12 protein-coding genes are annotated in these 18,036 nt (G+C 71.7%); 5 read left to right on the top strand and 7 right to left on the bottom strand.

Features of this window, described 5'->3' with window-relative positions:
- Nucleotides 1-208 precede the first annotated feature (208 nt).
- A complete protein-coding gene (locus ACFXBC_RS07590) occupies nt 209-1,321 on the top strand; it encodes a hypothetical protein (RefSeq protein WP_385019777.1) in 1,113 nt (370 codons plus the stop codon).
- 6 nt (nt 1,322-1,327) lie between these two features.
- On the opposite strand, the gene ACFXBC_RS07585 is transcribed toward ACFXBC_RS07590, so the two are convergent.
- Entirely contained in the window at nt 1,328-3,094 is a 1,767-nt protein-coding gene (locus tag ACFXBC_RS07585; RefSeq protein WP_385019775.1) for a TIGR03767 family metallophosphoesterase, read from the bottom strand.
- Nucleotides 3,095-3,444: 350 nt separating this feature from the next.
- On the opposite strand from ACFXBC_RS07585, the gene ACFXBC_RS07580 reads away from it, so the two are divergent.
- From ACFXBC_RS07580 to pepN, 3 genes are all read left to right on the top strand, one after another.
- Nucleotides 3,445-6,777 carry a S8 family serine peptidase gene (locus ACFXBC_RS07580; RefSeq protein ID WP_385019773.1) on the top strand — a complete coding sequence of 1,111 codons (3,333 nt, stop codon included), beginning with the start codon at nt 3,445-3,447 and terminating at the stop codon, nt 6,775-6,777.
- A gap of 234 nt (nt 6,778-7,011) precedes the next feature.
- Nucleotides 7,012-8,040: an aspartate-semialdehyde dehydrogenase gene (locus ACFXBC_RS07575; protein WP_385019771.1), complete on the top strand. Its 1,029-nt coding sequence runs from the start codon at nt 7,012-7,014 to the stop codon at nt 8,038-8,040.
- Nucleotides 8,041-8,194: 154 nt separating this feature from the next.
- Entirely contained in the window at nt 8,195-10,771 is a 2,577-nt protein-coding gene (gene pepN, locus ACFXBC_RS07570) for an aminopeptidase N (protein ID WP_385019769.1), read from the top strand.
- A 127-nt stretch (nt 10,772-10,898) separates the two neighbouring features.
- Here pepN and alc read toward each other — a convergent pair whose 3' ends face one another.
- The 6 genes from alc to ACFXBC_RS07540 form a co-directional block, all read right to left on the bottom strand.
- Nucleotides 10,899-12,029 carry an allantoicase gene (gene alc, locus ACFXBC_RS07565; protein ID WP_385019767.1) on the bottom strand — a complete coding sequence of 377 codons (1,131 nt, stop codon included), beginning with the start codon at nt 12,027-12,029 and terminating at the stop codon, nt 10,899-10,901.
- Between the two features lie 78 nt (nt 12,030-12,107).
- Nucleotides 12,108-13,025: a LysR family transcriptional regulator gene (locus ACFXBC_RS07560; RefSeq protein WP_385019765.1), complete on the bottom strand. Its 918-nt coding sequence runs from the start codon at nt 13,023-13,025 to the stop codon at nt 12,108-12,110.
- Between the two features lie 179 nt (nt 13,026-13,204).
- Nucleotides 13,205-13,435 carry a hypothetical protein gene (locus tag ACFXBC_RS07555; protein WP_385019763.1) on the bottom strand — a complete coding sequence of 77 codons (231 nt, stop codon included), beginning with the start codon at nt 13,433-13,435 and terminating at the stop codon, nt 13,205-13,207.
- 20 nt (nt 13,436-13,455) lie between these two features.
- Entirely contained in the window at nt 13,456-15,501 is a 2,046-nt protein-coding gene (gene malQ / locus ACFXBC_RS07550; RefSeq protein ID WP_385019762.1) for a 4-alpha-glucanotransferase, read from the bottom strand.
- Nucleotides 15,502-15,525: 24 nt separating this feature from the next.
- Nucleotides 15,526-15,765 (bottom strand): hypothetical protein, encoded by a 240-nt coding sequence (locus tag ACFXBC_RS07545; RefSeq protein WP_385019760.1) that lies wholly within the window; start codon nt 15,763-15,765, stop codon nt 15,526-15,528.
- A 249-nt stretch (nt 15,766-16,014) separates the two neighbouring features.
- A complete protein-coding gene (locus tag ACFXBC_RS07540) occupies nt 16,015-16,551 on the bottom strand; it encodes an HNH endonuclease (RefSeq protein ID WP_164265239.1) in 537 nt (178 codons plus the stop codon).
- 331 nt (nt 16,552-16,882) lie between these two features.
- Between ACFXBC_RS07540 and ACFXBC_RS07535 the strand changes: the two genes are divergently transcribed.
- Nucleotides 16,883-17,956, top strand: a complete 1,074-nt coding sequence (locus tag ACFXBC_RS07535; RefSeq protein WP_385019797.1) for a mechanosensitive ion channel family protein — start codon at nt 16,883-16,885, stop codon at nt 17,954-17,956.
- Nucleotides 17,957-18,036: the final 80 nt, after the last annotated feature.

Genomic DNA, 18,036 nt, shown 5'->3' with positions numbered 1-18,036 from the left:
GGGGGGGGGGGGCTGGCGGCCCGGGGGCGGGCGCTGCTGGGTCTAACAGGGGGGGGGTGCTCCCGGGGGGCGCGCGGGCCCCGTCCCCTGGGGGCCCGCCCCCCGCTCGGCCAACTCCCCCGTTAACTTTAGGACGGTGTTGTCCGGTTTTGCCGACAGTTGTGTAACAGGGGTTAGTGGACGGCGGGACCATGGGCATCTCCGGTGCATGAACCGCGATACCTCCCTCTGCGGGGAGACCTCGTCCCCGCTCTCCTCCCGTTCCCCCGGTCACTCCGCCGGTGTCCACAGCAGGGTGCTCTCGGCGCCGCAGCTGCGTGAGCACGGGGTGACGGCGGCCCGCGCGGCCGCCCAGTGCCGGCCCGGAGGCCCCTGGCAGCAGCTGCTGCCGGGGGTCTTCGTTCTGCACCCGGGCCCGCCGACCGGTGAGGAGCGACTGCACGCCGCGCTGCTGTACGCCGGGCGGCCACCGGTGGAGAGGGCGGGGAAGGTGCCGTCGCAGCCACGCCAGGGCGCGGTGCAGGGCGGTCCGCCGGACGTCTACGGCAACACGATGGTCACCGGCCTCGCAGCGCTCGCGCTGCACCGTTTCTCGGCCGCTCCCCCGCTGATCTCCGCCGACCGGATCGACGTGCTGGTGCCGCGTACCCGCAGGCTCCGCTCCACGGGGTGCGCCCGGATCGTCCGCGCCCACACCCTGCCGCTCGCCGAGCGGATCGCCGGAGTGCCGGTGGCCCCGGTGGAACGGGCGCTGGCCGACGCCGTCGCCGGACTCCCGGACGCGGACGCGGTACGGCGGCTGCTCACCGAGGCCGTACGCGGCGGACACTGCGAACCGGCCGCCCTCGTCAGGGAGCTGAAGCTGGCCCGGCTGCTCTCGCGGGACCACGTGGCGCGCGCGGTGGACTCACTGCTCGCGGAGGGGCGCTGTCTCGCCGAGGACCGGCTGTACGGGCTGGTGCGCGACCACGGACTGCCCGACCCGCTCTGGAATGTGGAGCTGCGGCTGCCGGGCGGGCCCTCGCTGGGCGGAGTGGACGTCTACTGGCCCGACGAGGCGGTGGCGGTGGAGCTGGACACCCGGGCGGCCTCCCGGGCAAGTGCCGGACGCGGGGCGCGCGGTGGCGGCGAGGACGACGTGCTCGATTCGCCGTACGCCCGTAAGCGCGACCGTCTGGAGCGGCTCGGCATCACCGTCGTGCATCTGACGCCGGCCAAGCTGCGTGACACGCCCGCGCAGCAGGCGACGGTGGTGCGTACCGCCCTGATGGCCGCCGAGGACCGGGCGCCGGCCGCCCGTGTGGTGGTGCTGCCCCGCTGACCCGGATCAGCGCTTCCCGATGACCAGTTCGGTGTTCCGGTCGCCGGCCGTGCCCGAGAGGTCCGTACGGGCGCCCGGCGCGTTGAAGGACAGCTCCCGGTAGAGCGCGGCGAGTCCGGTCCGGGTGAGGTCGGTGAAGTCCGTGCGGTGCGGGGCCGCCGACTCGACCAGGGTGGTGAGGAGCGAGAGCGTGCCGTCGTGGTTGTCGACCAGCTCGAAGACCCGGGCGAGCTGGGGGAAGTCGATGTGCGACGCGGTGGTGACCTCCCAGAAGGAGCCGTGCGGCTGGATCTTGTTGCGGTGGCTGTGGCCGTTGATCCAGGCGAGCGTGTTGCGGTGGCTGCCGAGCAGCGCGACGATCTCGTCCCCCGAGTGGTTCCGCTCGCCGGGGCGGGCCGGGTCGGGGTGGGTGTTGGTGATGGTCCAGCTGTTGTGGTGGCTGAAGACCAGGATGTGTTCGTCCGGGTGCGTCTTGAGCGTCCGCTCCAGCCAGTTGAGCTGTGCGGTGCCGATGGTGCCGGTGAAGTGGCCGCCCCTGCCGGTGGTGTCGAGGCTGATGCCGAGGACGCCGGGTGCGGCCCGGAAGGTGTAGTAGAGGGTGTCGCTTTCGAGGTTGGCCCGGGTGTAGCCGTGTCCCGCCGGTCCGGCGCCGGTGTGGGCGGGGTCGAGGTGGGCGGTGAGGTACTCGCGCGGGGTGAAGGGGGCGCGGGCGGGGTCCGGGGTGACGGGGCGCAGGTCCCTGGTGTGCCTGCGGACCAGGGCGGCGAAGTGGCTGCCGTCGTAGTCCCCGTTCTTCTGGTCGGTGGCCAGCTGGGCCCGTGCCTCGGCGGCCGGGATCTCGTACAGCTTCCGCCCGCCGGTCGCGAAGTCGGCCAGGAAGTGGCCGCGGGCCGCCATGGATCCGCTGCTCAGCGAGTCGTGGTTGCCGACGGTCGAGTACCAGGGCATCCGCAGCCCCGGGCTGTGCACGGAGCGTACGGCCGCCGCGAGGAAGCCTTCGATGTGCGGGAAGCCGCGCTGCTTGTCGGTGTCGCGCAGCGCCCTGTCCGGGTGCCAGAAATGCTTGATTCCGGAGTCCTGGACCCCTTCGTAGCGGCCGGGGTCGCCGGTGTTGGGGGTGATGCGCCCGCCGCTCATCACCCCGAGGAACCAGCCGAGTTCGGCGTGCGAGTTGTTGTCGGTGTTGTCCCCCGTGGTCATCACGAAGGAGAGCGGCGCCCCGGTGGCGGGACCGGTGCGCAGGGCGTTGACCCGTTCGATCAGGGAGACCGCGCCGGGCACCGTGAGCGCTTCGTGCGGGCGCCAGGCCGCGGTGTCGGCGGGGCGCAGGAACTCGCCGCGCACCGGGTGCTGGACGTCGGTCAGATGCAGATCGGTGAGCTGGACGAAGGCGGCGAGCGCGGTGCGCCGGGCGGCGCGGCCGGAGCGTGCGGTGGCGAGCCGGTCCCGTACGACCCGGTCCCAGCCGGGGCCGTCGCCCAGCCTCCGGTAGCCGCTGCCGGGGTGGCCGGTGCGGGGGGCCGCCGATGTGAGCAGGGTGGTGCCGGCCGGTGAGGGTGCGGCGGGTGTGGTGGGCGCGGCGGGTGTGGTGGGCGCGGCGGGCGAAGAGCGGAGTGCGGCGGGTGCGGCGGCGCCGGGCGCGGTCGGGGCGGCGGAGGCGCCCCCGCCGGTCCCGACGGCGGCGCCGACGCCGGCCGATACGGCTGCGGCGCCCGCTGCGGCGAGGAAGGCGCGGCGGTCGAGTGCGCGGGCGGCGGAACGCATACGTGACATGGCTGGGTCTCCCCGGGTGCGGACGCGTCTGCAAGGGCGGCGGGGCAGGTTCTCCCCCGCTCCTTGGGATGGTTGGCAGCGGGCATGGCCTCCGCGTGAACGAGGCCGCAACAGGCGACACCGATCACTGCACAGGGATCACCCGTGACCGTCCGCGGTCCCCGGGGCGCGGACGCGGCCGGGCGGGGCCGCGGTTGATCGGTTTCGGCCCGCTATGACCGTGGTGGCGTATGGCGGAAGTCCGCCAAGAGGCAGCCGGGCGATGGCCAACTCTCCCCAAGAGAGGGTCATTTAGGTAAAGATCCGGTCATCAAGCTCCGGATTCCGGACCTTTTCTTCCACATACAGGGATGCAGATGAGCCTCGAATTCCCCAGCTCCATAACCCGGGCGAGACGCGCGGCCCGGATCGCGGCCGCCGCGGGCGTGGTCCTCGCTCTCGCCGCGGCCGGCGCCGTGCCCGCGGTCGCCGCAGCGGGTCAGGACGTACCCGCGCCGTCCGGCATGAAGGCCGCGAAGCCCGCCGGGCCGGCGTCGGACAAGCTCGGCGCCTCCGACGCGCAGCTACTCGGGCGGGCCGAGCAGGACGGCACGAAGTCCGTGACCGTCATGGTGGCGACGGCGCCGGGCGCGACCACCCAGGTGCGCAAGCAGTTCGACGCCGTGCCCGGGGCGATCGTCGGCAGGACCGACGACAAGCTGGGGTACGTACGGGCCGCCCTGCCGACGCCCAGGGCCGGTTCGGCCCTCAAGGCGGCGGCGAAGCTCGCCTCCGTGCACGGCATCGACCTCAAGCAGGAGATCGAGCTGGACGACCCCACCCCGGCCGGTGACACCGCGAAGGGCGCCACGTCCAAGGCGTCCGCCGGGCCCTACGCCGCCCCTGGCCGGAAGACCCCGGCCGGAAACCCGTACAACCCGTCCTTCGAGACGGGAGCGGTCGGCTTCGTGAAGCAGCACCCGAAGGCCGACGGCCGGGGCGTGACCATCGGCATCCTCGACTCCGGTGTCGACCTGGGCCACCCCGCGCTGCGCAAGACCAGCACCGGGGAGCGGAAGATCGTCGACTGGGTGACCGCGACCGACCCGGTCTCCGACGGCGACGGCACCTGGCTGCGGATGAACAGCGCGGTCACGGGCCCGTCCTTCACCGCGGCCGGCCGCACCTGGAAGGCCCCGGCCGGTTCGTACCGCTTCCAGACCTTCGCCGAGAAGGTCACCACCGGCGGCGACGAGGCGGGCGACCTCAACCGGGACGGCGACACCACCGATGTGTGGGGTGTGCTGTACGACCCGGTCGCCGGGACCGTACGGGTCGATCTGAACAACAACGGCGACTTCACCGACGACACCGCGATGAAGCCGTACAAGGACAAGTTCCAGATCGGCTACTTCGGCAAGGACGACCCGAGGACGGATGTCGCCGAGCGGGTCCCCTTCGTGGTCGAGAGCCGGAAGAACGTCGTCTACGACGCGGCGGGCGACAGGTCCGACTACGTCAACATCGGTGTCATCCAGAGCGAGCACGGCACCCATGTCGCGGGCATCACATCGGCGAACGGTCTGTTCGGCGGCGCGATGAACGGAGCGGCGCCCGGCGCGAAGATCGTCTCGTCGCGCGCCTGCGCCTGGAACGGCGGCTGCACCAACGTCGCGCTCACCGAGGGCATGATGGACCTGGTCGTCAACCGCGGTGTCGACATCGTCAACATGTCGATCGGCGGGCTGCCCCCGCTCAACGACGGGAACAACGCGCGCGACGAGCTCTACAAGCGCCTCATCGACACCTACGGCGTCCAGCTCGTCATCTCGGCGGGCAACGAGGGCCCCGGCCTCAACACCATCGGGGACCCCGGCCTCGCCGACCATGTGATCTCCGTCGGCGCGACCATCTCCAAGGAGACCTGGGCCGCCGACTACGGGTCCGGCGTGACGAAGAAGAACGACATGATGCCGTTCTCCTCGCGCGGCCCGCGTGAGGACGGCGGCTTCACACCGACGCTCTCCGCGCCCGGCGCCGCCGTCAACTCCACTCAGACCTGGCTGCCCGGCGCCCCGGTGAAGGAGGCGGGTTACTCACTGCCCGCCGGGTACTCGATGCTCCAGGGCACCTCGATGGCCTCCCCGCAGGCCGCCGGAGCGAGCGCGCTGCTCCTCTCGGCCGCGAAGCAGCGGCACATCGAGCTGCCCCCGGCCGATCTGCGAACCGCGCTCACCAGCACCGCCACCCACATCAAGGGCGTCCCGGCACACGCCGAGGGCGCGGGTCTGATCAATATCGTCGGCGCCTGGAAGAACATCCAGAAGGCCGCGGACTCACGACAGGCCGCCGCACACGAGTACACCGTCAAGGCGCCCGTCGACACCGCGATCGACGACGCCCTGAAGACCCCCGGGTACGGCACCGGCATCTACGACCGCGAGGGCGGTCTGAAGGCCGGGAAGCAGAAGACGTACAAGGTCACTGTCGTACGGACCACCGGACCCGACCGGGCCGTCGCGCACCGGCTGTCCTTCCGCAACAACGACGGCACCTTCGAGCTGGCCGGACCGGCGAAGGTGTCCCTGCCGCTGGGCCGGGCGGTGACCGTGACCGTACGCGCCAGGCCCGCGTCGGCCGGGGCGCACAGCGCGATCCTCCAGCTCGACGACCCGAAGACGGTCGGCACCGACCAGCAGATCATGGCCACCGTGGTCGTCTCCGAGCCGCTCGCCAAGCCGTCGTACACCGTCAAGCACTCCGGCTCGGTGCAGCGCAACGGCACCACGTCGTACTTCCTGACGGTGCCGGAGGGCGCCAAGGCACTTGAGGTCGGGATGAGCGCGCTGCGCTCGGGCAGCCAGACCCGCTTCATCTCCATCCACCCGTACGGGGTGCCGGTGGACGACACATCGACGCCCAGCTGCTACCCGAACTACGACAACCCGGCCAACACCTGCCGTCCGGATCTGCGGTCCTACGCGGACCCGGCTCCGGGTGTCTGGGAGATCGAGGTCGAGGCCCGCCGTACATCGCCCTACCTCGACAACCCGTACAAGCTGGATGTCGCGCTGCTCGGCGCCGCCTTCGACCCGGCCGTCCAGACCCTCCCCGAGGCCAAGGCAGGCACCCCGGCGCCGGTCGAGTGGAAGGTCCGCAACGGCTTCGCCGCCATCGACGGCACGCTGAAGGGCGGCCCGCTCGGCTCGTCCGACGAGGCCACCCCGACGATCAAGGAAGGCGAGAGCAGGACCACCACGATCACCGTCCCGGAGGGCGTGGACCGGTTCGACGTGTCCATCGGCGGGACCTCGGACACCGGGGCCGACCTGGACCTGTACGTCTACCGGGGCACCACCCAGGTCGGCTCGTCCGCGACCGGGGGCTCCGACGAGTCGGTCAGCCTGCTGAAGCCGGCCGCCGGTACGTACACCGTCGAGGTGGACGGCTACGCGGTCCCGGCCGGGTCGACGACGTACAGCTACCGCGATGTGTACTTCGCGCCGTCGCTGGGCTCGGTCGAGGTGGACGCGGCCAAGCCGGTGAAACTCGCCACCGGCGCATCGGCGAAGGTCAGCGCCCGGGTCGTCGCGGCAGCGCCGCCGCCCGCCGGGCGCGAGCTCTTCGGCCAGGTGCAGCTGCTGAACGCCCGGGGCACGGTCGCGGGCACCGGCAGCGTCCGGATCACGGACGTCACACCGTAACTGTGGTGAACGCCGCAACCACGCCGGATGAGGTGTGAGCGGCTGAGCAGTGGGGCAGGTGCCAGAACCGGCGCCTGCCCCGCTGTCCGTTTCCCGGACGGCGGATCCGTCCGTACCCCGGACAATGGATTGGACAAGGCGCCGCCGGTCGTACGCATGATGGTGCGGCCGGCCGTGGCCACCCTGGCCAGTCAGCACGCGCAGCAGGTGCGCAGTGAGTACGGAGGAGTCACCGTGAGGGTCGGAATCGTCGGAGCCACCGGTCAGGTCGGCACAGTCATGCGAAAGATCCTCGCCGAGCGGGAGTTCCCGGTCGACGAGCTGCGGCTGTTCGCCTCCGTGCGCTCGGCGGGCACCACTCTCGCCTGGCAGAGCAAGGGCGTCACCGTCGAGGACGCGTCCACGGCCGACTACTCCGGTCTGGACATCGTGCTCTTCTCGGCCGGCGGCGCCACCTCCAAGGCGCTCGCCGAGAAGGTGGCCGCGCAGGGGCCCGTCGTGATCGACAACTCCTCCGCCTGGCGCCGCGACCCCGAGGTCCCGCTGGTGGTCTCGGAGGTCAACCCGCACGCCATCGCCGACCGCCCCAAGGGCATCATCGCCAACCCGAACTGCACGACGATGGCCGCGATGCCGGTACTGCGCCCGCTGCACGGCGAGGCCGGCCTCGAAGCGCTGACCGTCGCCACCTACCAGGCGGTGTCCGGCTCGGGCGTGGCCGGTGTGGCCGAGCTGCACGGCCAGGCGGCCAAGGTCGTCGCCGACGCCGACCGGCTGACCCACGACGGCGGCGCGGTGGACTTCCCGGAGCCCGGTGTCTACAAGCGCCCGATCGCCTTCAACGTGCTGCCGCTGGCCGGTTCGATCGTCGACGACGGCTCCTTCGAGACGGACGAGGAGCAGAAGCTCCGCAACGAGTCCCGCAAGATCCTGGAGATCCCGGAGCTGAAGGTCTCCGGCACCTGCGTCCGGGTCCCGGTCTTCTCCGGCCACTCCCTCCAGATCAACGCCCGTTTCGCCCGCCCGCTCACGGTGGAGCGCGCCTACGAGCTGCTGAGGGCCGCCCCGGGCGTGGAGATCTCCGAGATCCCGACGCCGCTGCAGGCCGCCGGTACGGACCCGTCGTACGTGGGCCGCATCCGCAACGACGAGACCGTGGAGAACGGCCTGGCCCTCTTCGTCTCCAACGACAACCTCCGCAAGGGCGCCGCGCTGAACGCCGTCCAGATCGCGGAGCTGGTGGCGGCCGAGCTCAGCGCCTGAGCCCGCCCCCTCCCCGGAGCGCACGGCTCCGCTTCCCCGCACGCGGGTGGAGCGGAGCCGTGCGCTCCGCCGTATCCGCCCCCTCCCGCCCTCTGGCACGCCGCGGGGCGTGGAAGGATGAGCGGAAACGTCACATACCGAGGAGATGACCCGGGTGCCCGGCACAAATCTGACCCGCGAAGAGGCACGGCAGCGTGCGAGCCTGCTCACCGTCGACTCGTACAGGATCGACCTCGACCTCAGCGGCGCGCAGGAGGGAGGCACCTACCGGTCCGAGACCACGGTGCGCTTCCGGAGCGCGGAGGCCGGGGCAGAGACCTTCATCGACCTGATCGCACCCACCGTGCACGAGGCCGTCCTGAACGGGACGCCGCTGGATGTCGGCGCCGTCTTCGCGGACTCCCGTATCGCGCTCCCCGGGCTGCTCGCCGGGGAGAACGAGCTGCGGGTGGTCGCGGACTGCGCGTACACCAACACCGGTGAGGGACTGCACCGCTTCGTCGACCCGGTGGACGACCAGGCGTACCTGTACACCCAGTTCGAGGTCGCCGACGCACGGCGGGTCTTCCCCAACTTCGAGCAGCCCGACCTGAAGGCGACCTTCCAGTTCACCGTTAAGGCCCCCGAGGGCTGGACCGTGATCTCCAACTCGCCGACGCCCGAACCGCGTGACCGCGTCTGGGAGTTCGAGGCGACGCCGCGCATCTCGACGTACATCACGGCGCTCATCGTCGGCCCGTACCACTCGGTGCACAGCAGCTACGAGAAGGACGGCGTGACCGTCCCGCTGGGGATCTACTGCCGCCCCTCGCTGGCCGAGTTCCTCGACGCGGACGCGATCTTCGACGTCACCCGGCAGGGCTTCGACTGGTTCCAGGAGAAGTTCGACTACGCGTATCCCTTCGCCAAGTACGACCAGCTCTTCGTGCCGGAGTTCAACGCGGGCGCCATGGAGAACGCGGGCGCGGTGACCATCCGCGACCAGTACGTCTTCCGCTCCAAGGTCACCGACGCCGCGTACGAGACGCGCGCCGAGACCATCCTGCACGAGCTGGCGCACATGTGGTTCGGCGACCTGGTCACCATGGAGTGGTGGAACGACCTCTGGCTGAACGAGTCGTTCGCCACGTACACCTCGATCGCGTGCCAGGCGTACGCGGACGGCTCCCGGTGGCCGCACTCGTGGACGACGTTCGCCAACTCCATGAAGACCTGGGCCTACCGCCAGGACCAGCTGCCGTCCACGCACCCGATCATGGCCGACATCACCGACCTGGACGATGTGCTGGTCAACTTCGACGGCATCACGTACGCCAAGGGTGCTTCGGTGCTCAAGCAGCTCGTCGCCTATGTGGGCATGGACGAGTTCTTCCAGGGCGTCCAGGCGTACTTCAAGGAGCACGCCTTCGGCAACACCCGTCTCTCGGACCTGCTCGGCGCGCTGGAGAAGACCTCGGGGCGCGATCTGAAGGCCTGGTCGACGGCGTGGCTGGAGACCGCCGGGATCAACATCCTGCGCCCGGAGATCGAGGTCGACGGCGAAGGCCGCATCACCTCCTTCGCCGTACGCCAGGAGGCGCCGGAGCTGCCCGCAGGCGCCAAGGGCGTGCCGACGCTGCGCCCGCACCGCATCGCGATCGGCTGCTACGACCTGGACGGGGACGGCAGGCTCGTCCGTACCGACCGCATCGAGCTGGACGTCGACGGTGAGCGCACCGAGGTGTCCTTCCCGCAGGACAAGCCGCGCCCCGCGGTGATCCTGCTCAACGACGACGACCTGTCGTACGCGAAGGTCCGCCTCGACGAGGAGTCGCTGCGCTTCGTCACCGAGCACCTGGGCGACTTCGCCGAGTCGCTGCCGCGCGCCCTGTCCTGGGCCTCCGCCTGGGACATGACCCGCGACGGCGAGCTGGCCACCCGCGACTATCTGGCGCTCGTCCTCTCCGGCATCTCCAAGGAGTCGGACATCGGCGTCGTCCAGTCGCTGCACCGCCAGGTGAAGCTGGCACTCGACCTGTACGCGGACCCGGCCTGGCGCGAGGCGGGGCTGAGCCAGTGGACGGACGCGACGCTGGCGCACCTGCGGGCCGCCGACGCGGGCAGCGACCACCAGCTGGCGTGGGCCCGTGCCTTCGCGGCGACGGCGCGCACACCGCTCCAGCTCGACCTGCTGAACGGGCTGCTCGAAGGCGAGGAGTCGATCGAGGGCCTGGCCGTCGACACCGAGCTGCGCTGGGCGTTCGTGCACCGGCTGGCGGCGGTCGGCCGGTTCGACGAGGAGGAGATCGCGGCGGAGCTGCAGCGCGACCAGACGTCGGCGGGTGAGCGCCACGCGGCGAGCGCCCGTGCCGCGCGTCCGACCGATGCCGCCAAGGCCGAGGCCTGGGCCTCGGTCGTGGAGTCCGACCAGCTGCCCAACGCCGTCCAGGAAGCGGTCATCGGCGGCTTCGTCCAGACCGACCAGCACGAGGTGCTCGCCCCGTACACGGAGAAGTACTTCGCGGCGGTCAAGGGGGTCTGGGAGTCCCGCAGCCACGAGATGGCCCAGCAGGTGGCGGTCGGCCTCTACCCGGGGCTCCAGGTGTCGCAGGAGACGCTGGACGCGACGGACGCCTGGCTGGAGTCCGCGGGGCCGAACGCCGCGCTGCGGCGGCTGGTCTCGGAGTCCCGCTCGGGTGTGGAGCGCGCCCTGCGGGCCCAGGCGGCGGACGCGGCGGCGGCGCACGCCTAGGCCGTGAGTGCGGGGCGGGCGGGTGCGGTCCGGCAGGACGCGCCCGCCCGCCCCTTCCTCTGTGCGGGTTTCCCCCCGGCCTCCGGACAGAGGTGTCAGCGGTGTTCGTTCAATCGGATCCGGGGGCTCAGGACCCGTTGTACCTGCGGCGCAGCTCGGCCGTGCCCGCCTCGGTGAACGTGCCGTGCAGCCGCATCCGCGCCACCCCGCCGTCCGGGAAAGTGTCGAGCCGGACGTGGGTGACGACCGCATCGGCGGGGAGCTTGAAGCGGTGCAGGGTGTCGGGCTGGAGCCGGGTGCGCGGGATGATCTCGAACCACTCGCCCGACTCGCCGTCCCGGCCGCTCAGCGCGATCCAGCCGGCGGCGTTGCCCTTGAGGTAGGCGGTGTCGATCTCCACGGCGCGTACGGCGCCCTGCGCGGCCAGCCGGAAGCGCACCCAGTCGTTGGTGTCGCGGACCCGGCGGCGGCGGTTCTCCCAGCCGTCGTCCATCTTGCGGGAGGTGCCGGGCAGGATGATCTGGGTCGGCGACGAGTAGAAGCGGTCCGACGCGTCCTCGTAGGCGGCGCCGTTGAGCACCGAGAGCAGGTCGACCGTGGAGAGCAGGTCGAGCCACTCGGGGTCCGGCACGACTTCGCCGTGCACCCGGAGGCGGGCGACACCGCCGTCGGGGTGCTGGCAGAGCCGGACGTGGCTGTAGACGCGGTCGCCGGTGATCTCGAAGGCGTTGGCGGCGTGGCCGAGTACGGGGGACCGCGGGACGATCTCCTCCCACTTCACGTCGTCGGCGAGCAGCTCGTCCGGGCTCGGGGAGCCCTCCACCAGGGCGCCCTGGACCGATATCTGCTGCGGGTAGTTGCCGCGGAAGTGGGCGGTGTCCACGATGATCCCGCGGATGATGCCGGGGGCACCGAGCCGGACGAGCGCCCAGTCGTGCTCGTCGGGGGTCGGGAAGGGCGTCCCGGCGGAGGCACCGCGGCGGCGGCGGGTCTCCCAGCCGTCCATGATCTTGCCCTTGTGGCCGAAGCGCTCGGGGTCGAAGACGGCGCGCTCGCGGACGAGCAGGTTCTCGCGCTCGGCGAAGAACTCGTCGTTGGCCGCGACGACGCCCGCACCGAGGCGGCGGTCGGCCAGGTCCACCAGCTCGGTGAAGGCGTGGTCACCGGAGCGGTAGTCGGCGTACGGGTCGCCGCCGCCGTACGGGGCCGCGTCGTTGGCGTGGGGGTCCTGGGAGCTCGGTGCGTCGGTGGAAGTCATGGTCCGACTGTCACCCAGAACCAACGATCGCGTCCATCGAAAGTTTCCACAGAATCCATTCAGTGAATCTGAACGATGCTACGGGTGGCCGCCCTGCTCCTCCGCGACCTCGCGCAGCGCGTCCAGTACCCGGCCGGTCGCGGAGCGCTCCTCGGCCCCGCGCCGCACCGCCGCGATCACATGGCGCAGCGGCTGGTCGGCACTGAGCACCCGGGTCACGACCCCGGGGCGGCGCTCCCCGCCCACCGCCATCCTGGGCACCAGCGCGACCCCCATCTCCGCCTCCACCATGGCCAGGATCGCCGTCCAGCCGGCCGCGCTGTGCGCCTGCTCGGGGACGAAACCGGCGGCCTCGCAGGCCGCCGTGGTGATCTCCGACCAGGGGCCGCTGCCACCGAAGATCCAGGCCTCGCCGGAGAGATCGGCGAGCCGCAGCCCCTCGGCCGCCGCCAGCGGGTGCCCGGCGGGCAGCGCCACGTCGAGCGGGTCGGCGAGCAGCGGTACCCGGGTGAAGCGCGGATCGCGGGCGGTCGGGGCGTGCGCGGCGAGCGAGATCGCCAGGTCGACGTCGCCGCGCGAGAGCAGTTCGTACGCCTCGGCCGCCTCCGCCTCCCGGATACGGACATCGACGGCGGGGTGGCTGCGGCGCAGCGCGGCCACCGCGGGGACCACCAGGGCGGGGACGGCGGTGGAGAAGGCGCCCACCCGGACCTCGCCCGCCTCCCCGTGGAGGTAGCCGGCCAGTTCGGCGTCGGCCCGCTCCAGCTGGGCGAAGACCGCCTCGGCGTGCCGGAGCACGAGATGGGCGGCGTCGGTGAGCCTGACCCGTCTGCCGTGGGCCACGAGCAGCGGTACGCCGAGCTGCTTCGCCAGGTTGGAGAGCTGCTGGGAGACGGCCGAGGGGGTCATCCGGAGCACATCGGCGGTGGCCGTGACCGTGCCCCGCTCGCTCAGGGTGCGGAGGATCTGGAGTTTGCGGATGTCCCACTCGGTCATGCCCGCAACCTATCCCCCACGGTCTCCGGAGGTCCGGCCCGGAACGCAGAGGTGCCGCGGAGCCGTCCGTACGGCTCCGCGGCATCTCCAGGTACTTCTGGCGCTTGCGGTACTTCTGGTGCTCCCGTTGCTTCGGGGGCTTCCGTTGCTTCGGGAACTTCCCCTGAAGAGGGCGGGTGTCAGGCCTTCTTGCGGGACTTGTCGAGGACCATCACCAGTCCGGCGATGATGCCGAACAGCACGAGAGGTGTGATCACAAAGAGGCCGACCGTGTCGAAGACACTCAGGCCGGGGCCGGGGTCGTCGCCGTCGTCGCGGGTCAGCGCGAGCGCGGGGGACGACATGAGCAGCATCATCAGCGTCGTACCGGCTGCTACGGCTCCGGCGCGCAGGGCGTTCTTCTTGTCCACGGACCAAACGTAGCGAACGGCTATGCGGTCTGCGCGCCCGGGGGTGCCGTACGCGACCGGAACTCAGCCATCAGGCGGTGCAGACGGGGCGAAGCGGCCACTTCCTCCAGGGTCATGGGCCTGCCCTGCGGGCCGGCGACCGGCAGCCGCCAGTTGGGATATTCGTCCCAGGTGCCGGGGAGGTTCTGCGGCCTGCGGTCCCCCACCGCGTCCGGCAGCCAGATGCCGGTCATCCGGGCCGGGGTGCGCAGCAGGAAACGGTGGACGGCGCGGACCTCGCCCTCCTCGTCGCCGGAGCACTCGGGAAGCAGCCCGAGCCGGGAGAGGAAGCCGAGCCAGTCGGCGAGTTCGGCCCTGTCCTCGGCCTGTTCCTGGCCCAGCGGGCGGGTCAGCAGGCCCAGGCGGTGGCGGAGTCCGACATGTTCACCGGTCAGCCGGGCGGCGGTGGGGGGCAGATCGTGGGTGGTCGCGGTGGCCACGCACTCCTCGCGCCACTCCTCCGGCGGCAGCGGCCGGCCCGTACCGCTCCAGTCGCGCTCGAACCAGAGCACCGAAGTGCCCAGGACGCCCCGGCGCGCGAGCGATTCCCGTACGCCCGGCTCGACGGTGCCGAGGTCCTCACCGATGACGGCCGCGCCCGCCCGGTGGGCCTCAAGTACGAGTACGGCGAGCATCGCCTCGGCGTCGTAACGGACATATGTTCCTGTGGTGGGATCGCCGCCCTCGGGTACCCACCAGAGCCGGAAGAGCCCCATCACATGGTCGATCCGGAGGGCGCCCGCGTTCCGCAGGATGTTCCTCAGGAGGCCGCGGTAGGGCGCGTATCCGGAGGCGGCGAGCGCGTCGGGGCGCCAGGGCGGCAGGCCCCAGTCCTGGCCGCGCGCGTTGAAGGCGTCCGGTGGGGCGCCGACGGACATCCCCGCCGCGAAGACGGACTGCTGGGCCCAGGCGTCCGAGCCGTCCGGGTGCACCCCGACGGCCAGATCGTGGACCAGACCGGTCTCCATTCCCGCCTCGCGGGCGGCGCGTTGCGCGTCGGCGAGCTGGGAGTCGGTCAGCCAGGCGAGCCACATATGGAAGTCGACGCGGTGCTGGAGCGCCGCGCGGGCGCGGGCCGTGCCGTGCGAGCGGGGGTCGCGGAGCGGCGCGGGCCAGCTGTGCCAGTCGGGTCCGTGCTCCTCGGCCAGCGCGCACCAGGTGGCGTGGTCCTCCAGCGGACGGCCCTGGTCGGCGAGGTAGTCGGCGTAGGCCGCGCGTCTGCCGGGTCCGAGCGGGACCTCGTGGACCAGCTCCAGGACCTCCTTCTTCAGCGCCCATACGGCGTCGCGGTCGATCAGCGCGCCCCCGTCGAGCACCGCTTCACGCAGCGCGGCGGCCCGGTCCTGATGGCCGCGGTCCCCGGTGTATGCGTACTCGGGGACCGCCTCGACCCGCAGATGGACGGGGTCGGGAAAGCGCCGCGACGAAGGCCGGTACGGGGAGGGGTCGGTGGGCGCGCCTGGCACTGCCGCGTGCAACGGGTTGACCTGGACGAATCCGGCGCCGTGCACGCGCCCCGACCAGGCGGCCAGTTCGGCGAGGTCACCGAGGTCGCCCATGCCCCAGGAGCGGGCGGACAGCAGGGAGTAGAGCTGCACCAGGAAGCCGTGGCCGCGGCCGGGCGGCTGAGGCACCCGTTCGGGTGCGACCACGAGCGCGGCCCGGGCGGTACGCCCGTCGGCCGTGTCGGCCCGCAACCGGTGCACACCGAGCGGCAGTTCCTGCCACTTGTCGAGGACGGCGCCCTGCTCGGTCTCGATCCGCAGCCGGGTGCCCGGCGGAAGGTCCCGCACCACCGGGGGCCGCTCACCCGGCCTGGCCACCACGGTCGGCGGCAGCAGCCGGTCCGCCAGGGCCGCCTCGTGGCGGGCGAGCGCCGCGCCCACCGCCTCAGGTGTCGACGCGTCGATGTCGAGCGCGGCGAGCACGGCGACGACGGTGGTGTCGGAGACCGGGACGGTGACATCACCGGACGGTGCGTAGCTGGTGGCGACTCCATGCAGCGCGGCGAGCCTGGCAAGGCTCATACGGACTCCCCGTTCAGGCTGCGGTCAGATCCCGGCAGCCGTTCCGTATGCGGTGGGCTCACTGGTCAACGGGGTGAAGTCGGCGAGCGGCGGCTCGCTGGTGAGGGGGGCGACATCGGAGAGCGGGGGTTCGCTGGTCAGCGGCAGCTCCATGGAGCTGGTGCTCGCGTCGGGGTCCGGCATCAGGTCCGGCACGAGCTCCGGAACGGTGTCCGGGACAGGTTTGGACAGGGCCGAGAGCAGAAGCTGCGCTGAAGCGCCCACGAGAATCTCCGTAAGGTCGGCGACGAGGTTGGATCCAAGCCCTACCCAGCGGGCGCGGCCCCATCCGTATTCGTCTCACCAACGTGAGCCGGGTCACATTCAGTTCCCCGCAGAGGGAATTGTCCACACCGCCACCCGATCGGGCAATTCCGGCACACCGAACGGGCACTGGGCGCACCCGCCCGCGGTGGCACGGCGACCCGGCGCCTCAGATCCGGGCACCGGGCACCGAGCGCAAGCCCCCGCCCCTCAGGCCGACACGCCGTCGATCCGCGCCATCGCGTCCTCCGCTCCGAACGGCTGCAGATACGGCAGCCAGCGCGGGTCCCGGTGGCCGGTTCCGATGATGCGCCAGGCGAGGCCGCTCGGCGGGGCCGGCTGGTGGCGCAGGCGCCAGCCCAGTTCCAGCAGGTGCCGGTCGGCCTTCACGTGGTTGCAGCGGCGGCACGCGGCCACCACATTGTCCCAGCGGTGCTGTCCGCCGCGGCTGCGCGGGATGACATGGTCGACGCTGGTTGCGACGCCACCGCAGTACATACAGCGGCCGCCGTCACGCGCGAACAGGGCACGGCGGGTGAGCGGGACGGGCCCCCGGTAGGGGACGCGCACGAACCGCTTCAGCCGTACGACGCTGGGCGCGGGGACGATGCGGGTGGCACTGTGCATGAAGGCGCCGGATTCCTCCAGGGAGACCGCCTTGTTCTCCAGGACGAGGACGAGCGCGCGACGGAGCGGTACGACGCCGAGCGGCTCGTACGACGCGTTGAGGACCAGGACGTGCGGCACGGTGGATGCCTCCTTGTACGCCGGCGGCGCGTGGCTCGCGCCGGGACGATCTGCTCTCAGTCTCTCCTCATGCCTGGTGGAAGCGCCACCAACGTCAGGTAACGGGCTCGGAGTGTTTTCGTCCGCACCTGGCCGTTCCTGACCGTTCGCGCGCGGTTACCGGCGGTTTTCAGCAGCCGCCAGCGGCCGTGTGCGGGGTTCCGCCCACTCCCGCCGATACCCCGGGCGTGGGATACGTCTCTCCGCCGGTCAGCGCGGCGGAGAGCGGCGTGATGCGCCGTTAGTGTGGAGGTTCTGCCCCCTTGCCCTGGAGGTTTCCGCTGTGAACGCCGTGCACGCCGTGGCCTGGTCCCTAGCGGCGGGTGACAGCTCCCGGCCCGGTACGGCCGACACGCTCGACGACGCCCAGAAGTCCGCGACCAATGCGGCCGACTGGGTGCAGCAGAACTGGTCCACGTGGCTGTCGATCGGGCTGCGGATCGTCCTGATCCTGGTCATCGCCACCGTGCTGCGCTCCCTCGTCCGGCGCGCGCTCACCCGGCTCATAGAGCACATGAACCGCAGCGCCACGGCTGTCGAGGGCACCGCGCTCGGCGGTCTGCTGGTCAACCAGGAGCGCCGCCGCCAGCGCTCCGAGGCCATCGGCTCGGTGCTCCGCTCGGTGGCGTCCTTCGTGATCCTCGGCACCGCCGCCCTGATGGTGCTCTCCACGCTCAAGATCGATCTGGCGCCGCTGCTCGCGTCGGCCGGTGTGGCCGGTGTCGCGATCGGGTTCGGTGCGCGCAATCTGGTCACCGACTTCCTCTCCGGCGTCTTCATGATCATGGAGGACCAGTACGGCGTGGGGGACAGCATCGACGCCGGGGTCGCCACCGGTGAGGTGATCGAGGTCGGGCTGCGGGTGACCAAGCTGCGCGGTGAGAACGGCGCGATCTGGTACGTACGCAACGGCGAGATCAAGCGGATCGGCAACCTCAGCCAGGGCTGGGCGACGGCCTCCGTCGACGTCCAGGTGAAGCCCACCGAGAACCTGGAGCGGCTGCGCGAGGTGATCAGCACCGCCGGCCAGGACCTGGCCAAGTCCGAACCGTGGAACGAACAGCTCTGGGGCCCGGTGGAGATCCTGGGCCTGGACTCCGTACTGCTCGACTCGATGGTCATCCGGATCTCCGCCAAGACCATGCCGGGCAAGGCCCTGGGCGTGGAGCGGGAGCTGCGCTGGCGGCTCAAGATCGCGCTGGAGGAGGCGGGCATCCTGGTCGTGGGCGGTCCGGTCACGGTCGACACGGAGGAGCCGCCGGTCGACTCGGCAGCCGGGATGTCGGCCCCGTCCGCACTGGCGAGCCCGACGTCGCCGCAGTCGCTCGCCGCGTCACCGATCCCGCCGCAGAACCTCGCGAAGTAACAGAACCTCCCGGAGTTGCGGCCGGGGCGGGCCCGGAGTCCCGTACCACCGCAGTTCACCGTCCGTACCGAAGCTGTCAC

The organism is Streptomyces sp. NPDC059398, assembly GCF_042751845.1.
Classification (GTDB): Bacteria; Actinomycetota; Actinomycetes; order Streptomycetales; family Streptomycetaceae; genus Streptomyces.
This window is presented reverse-complemented; position numbering and strand designations above follow the sequence as displayed.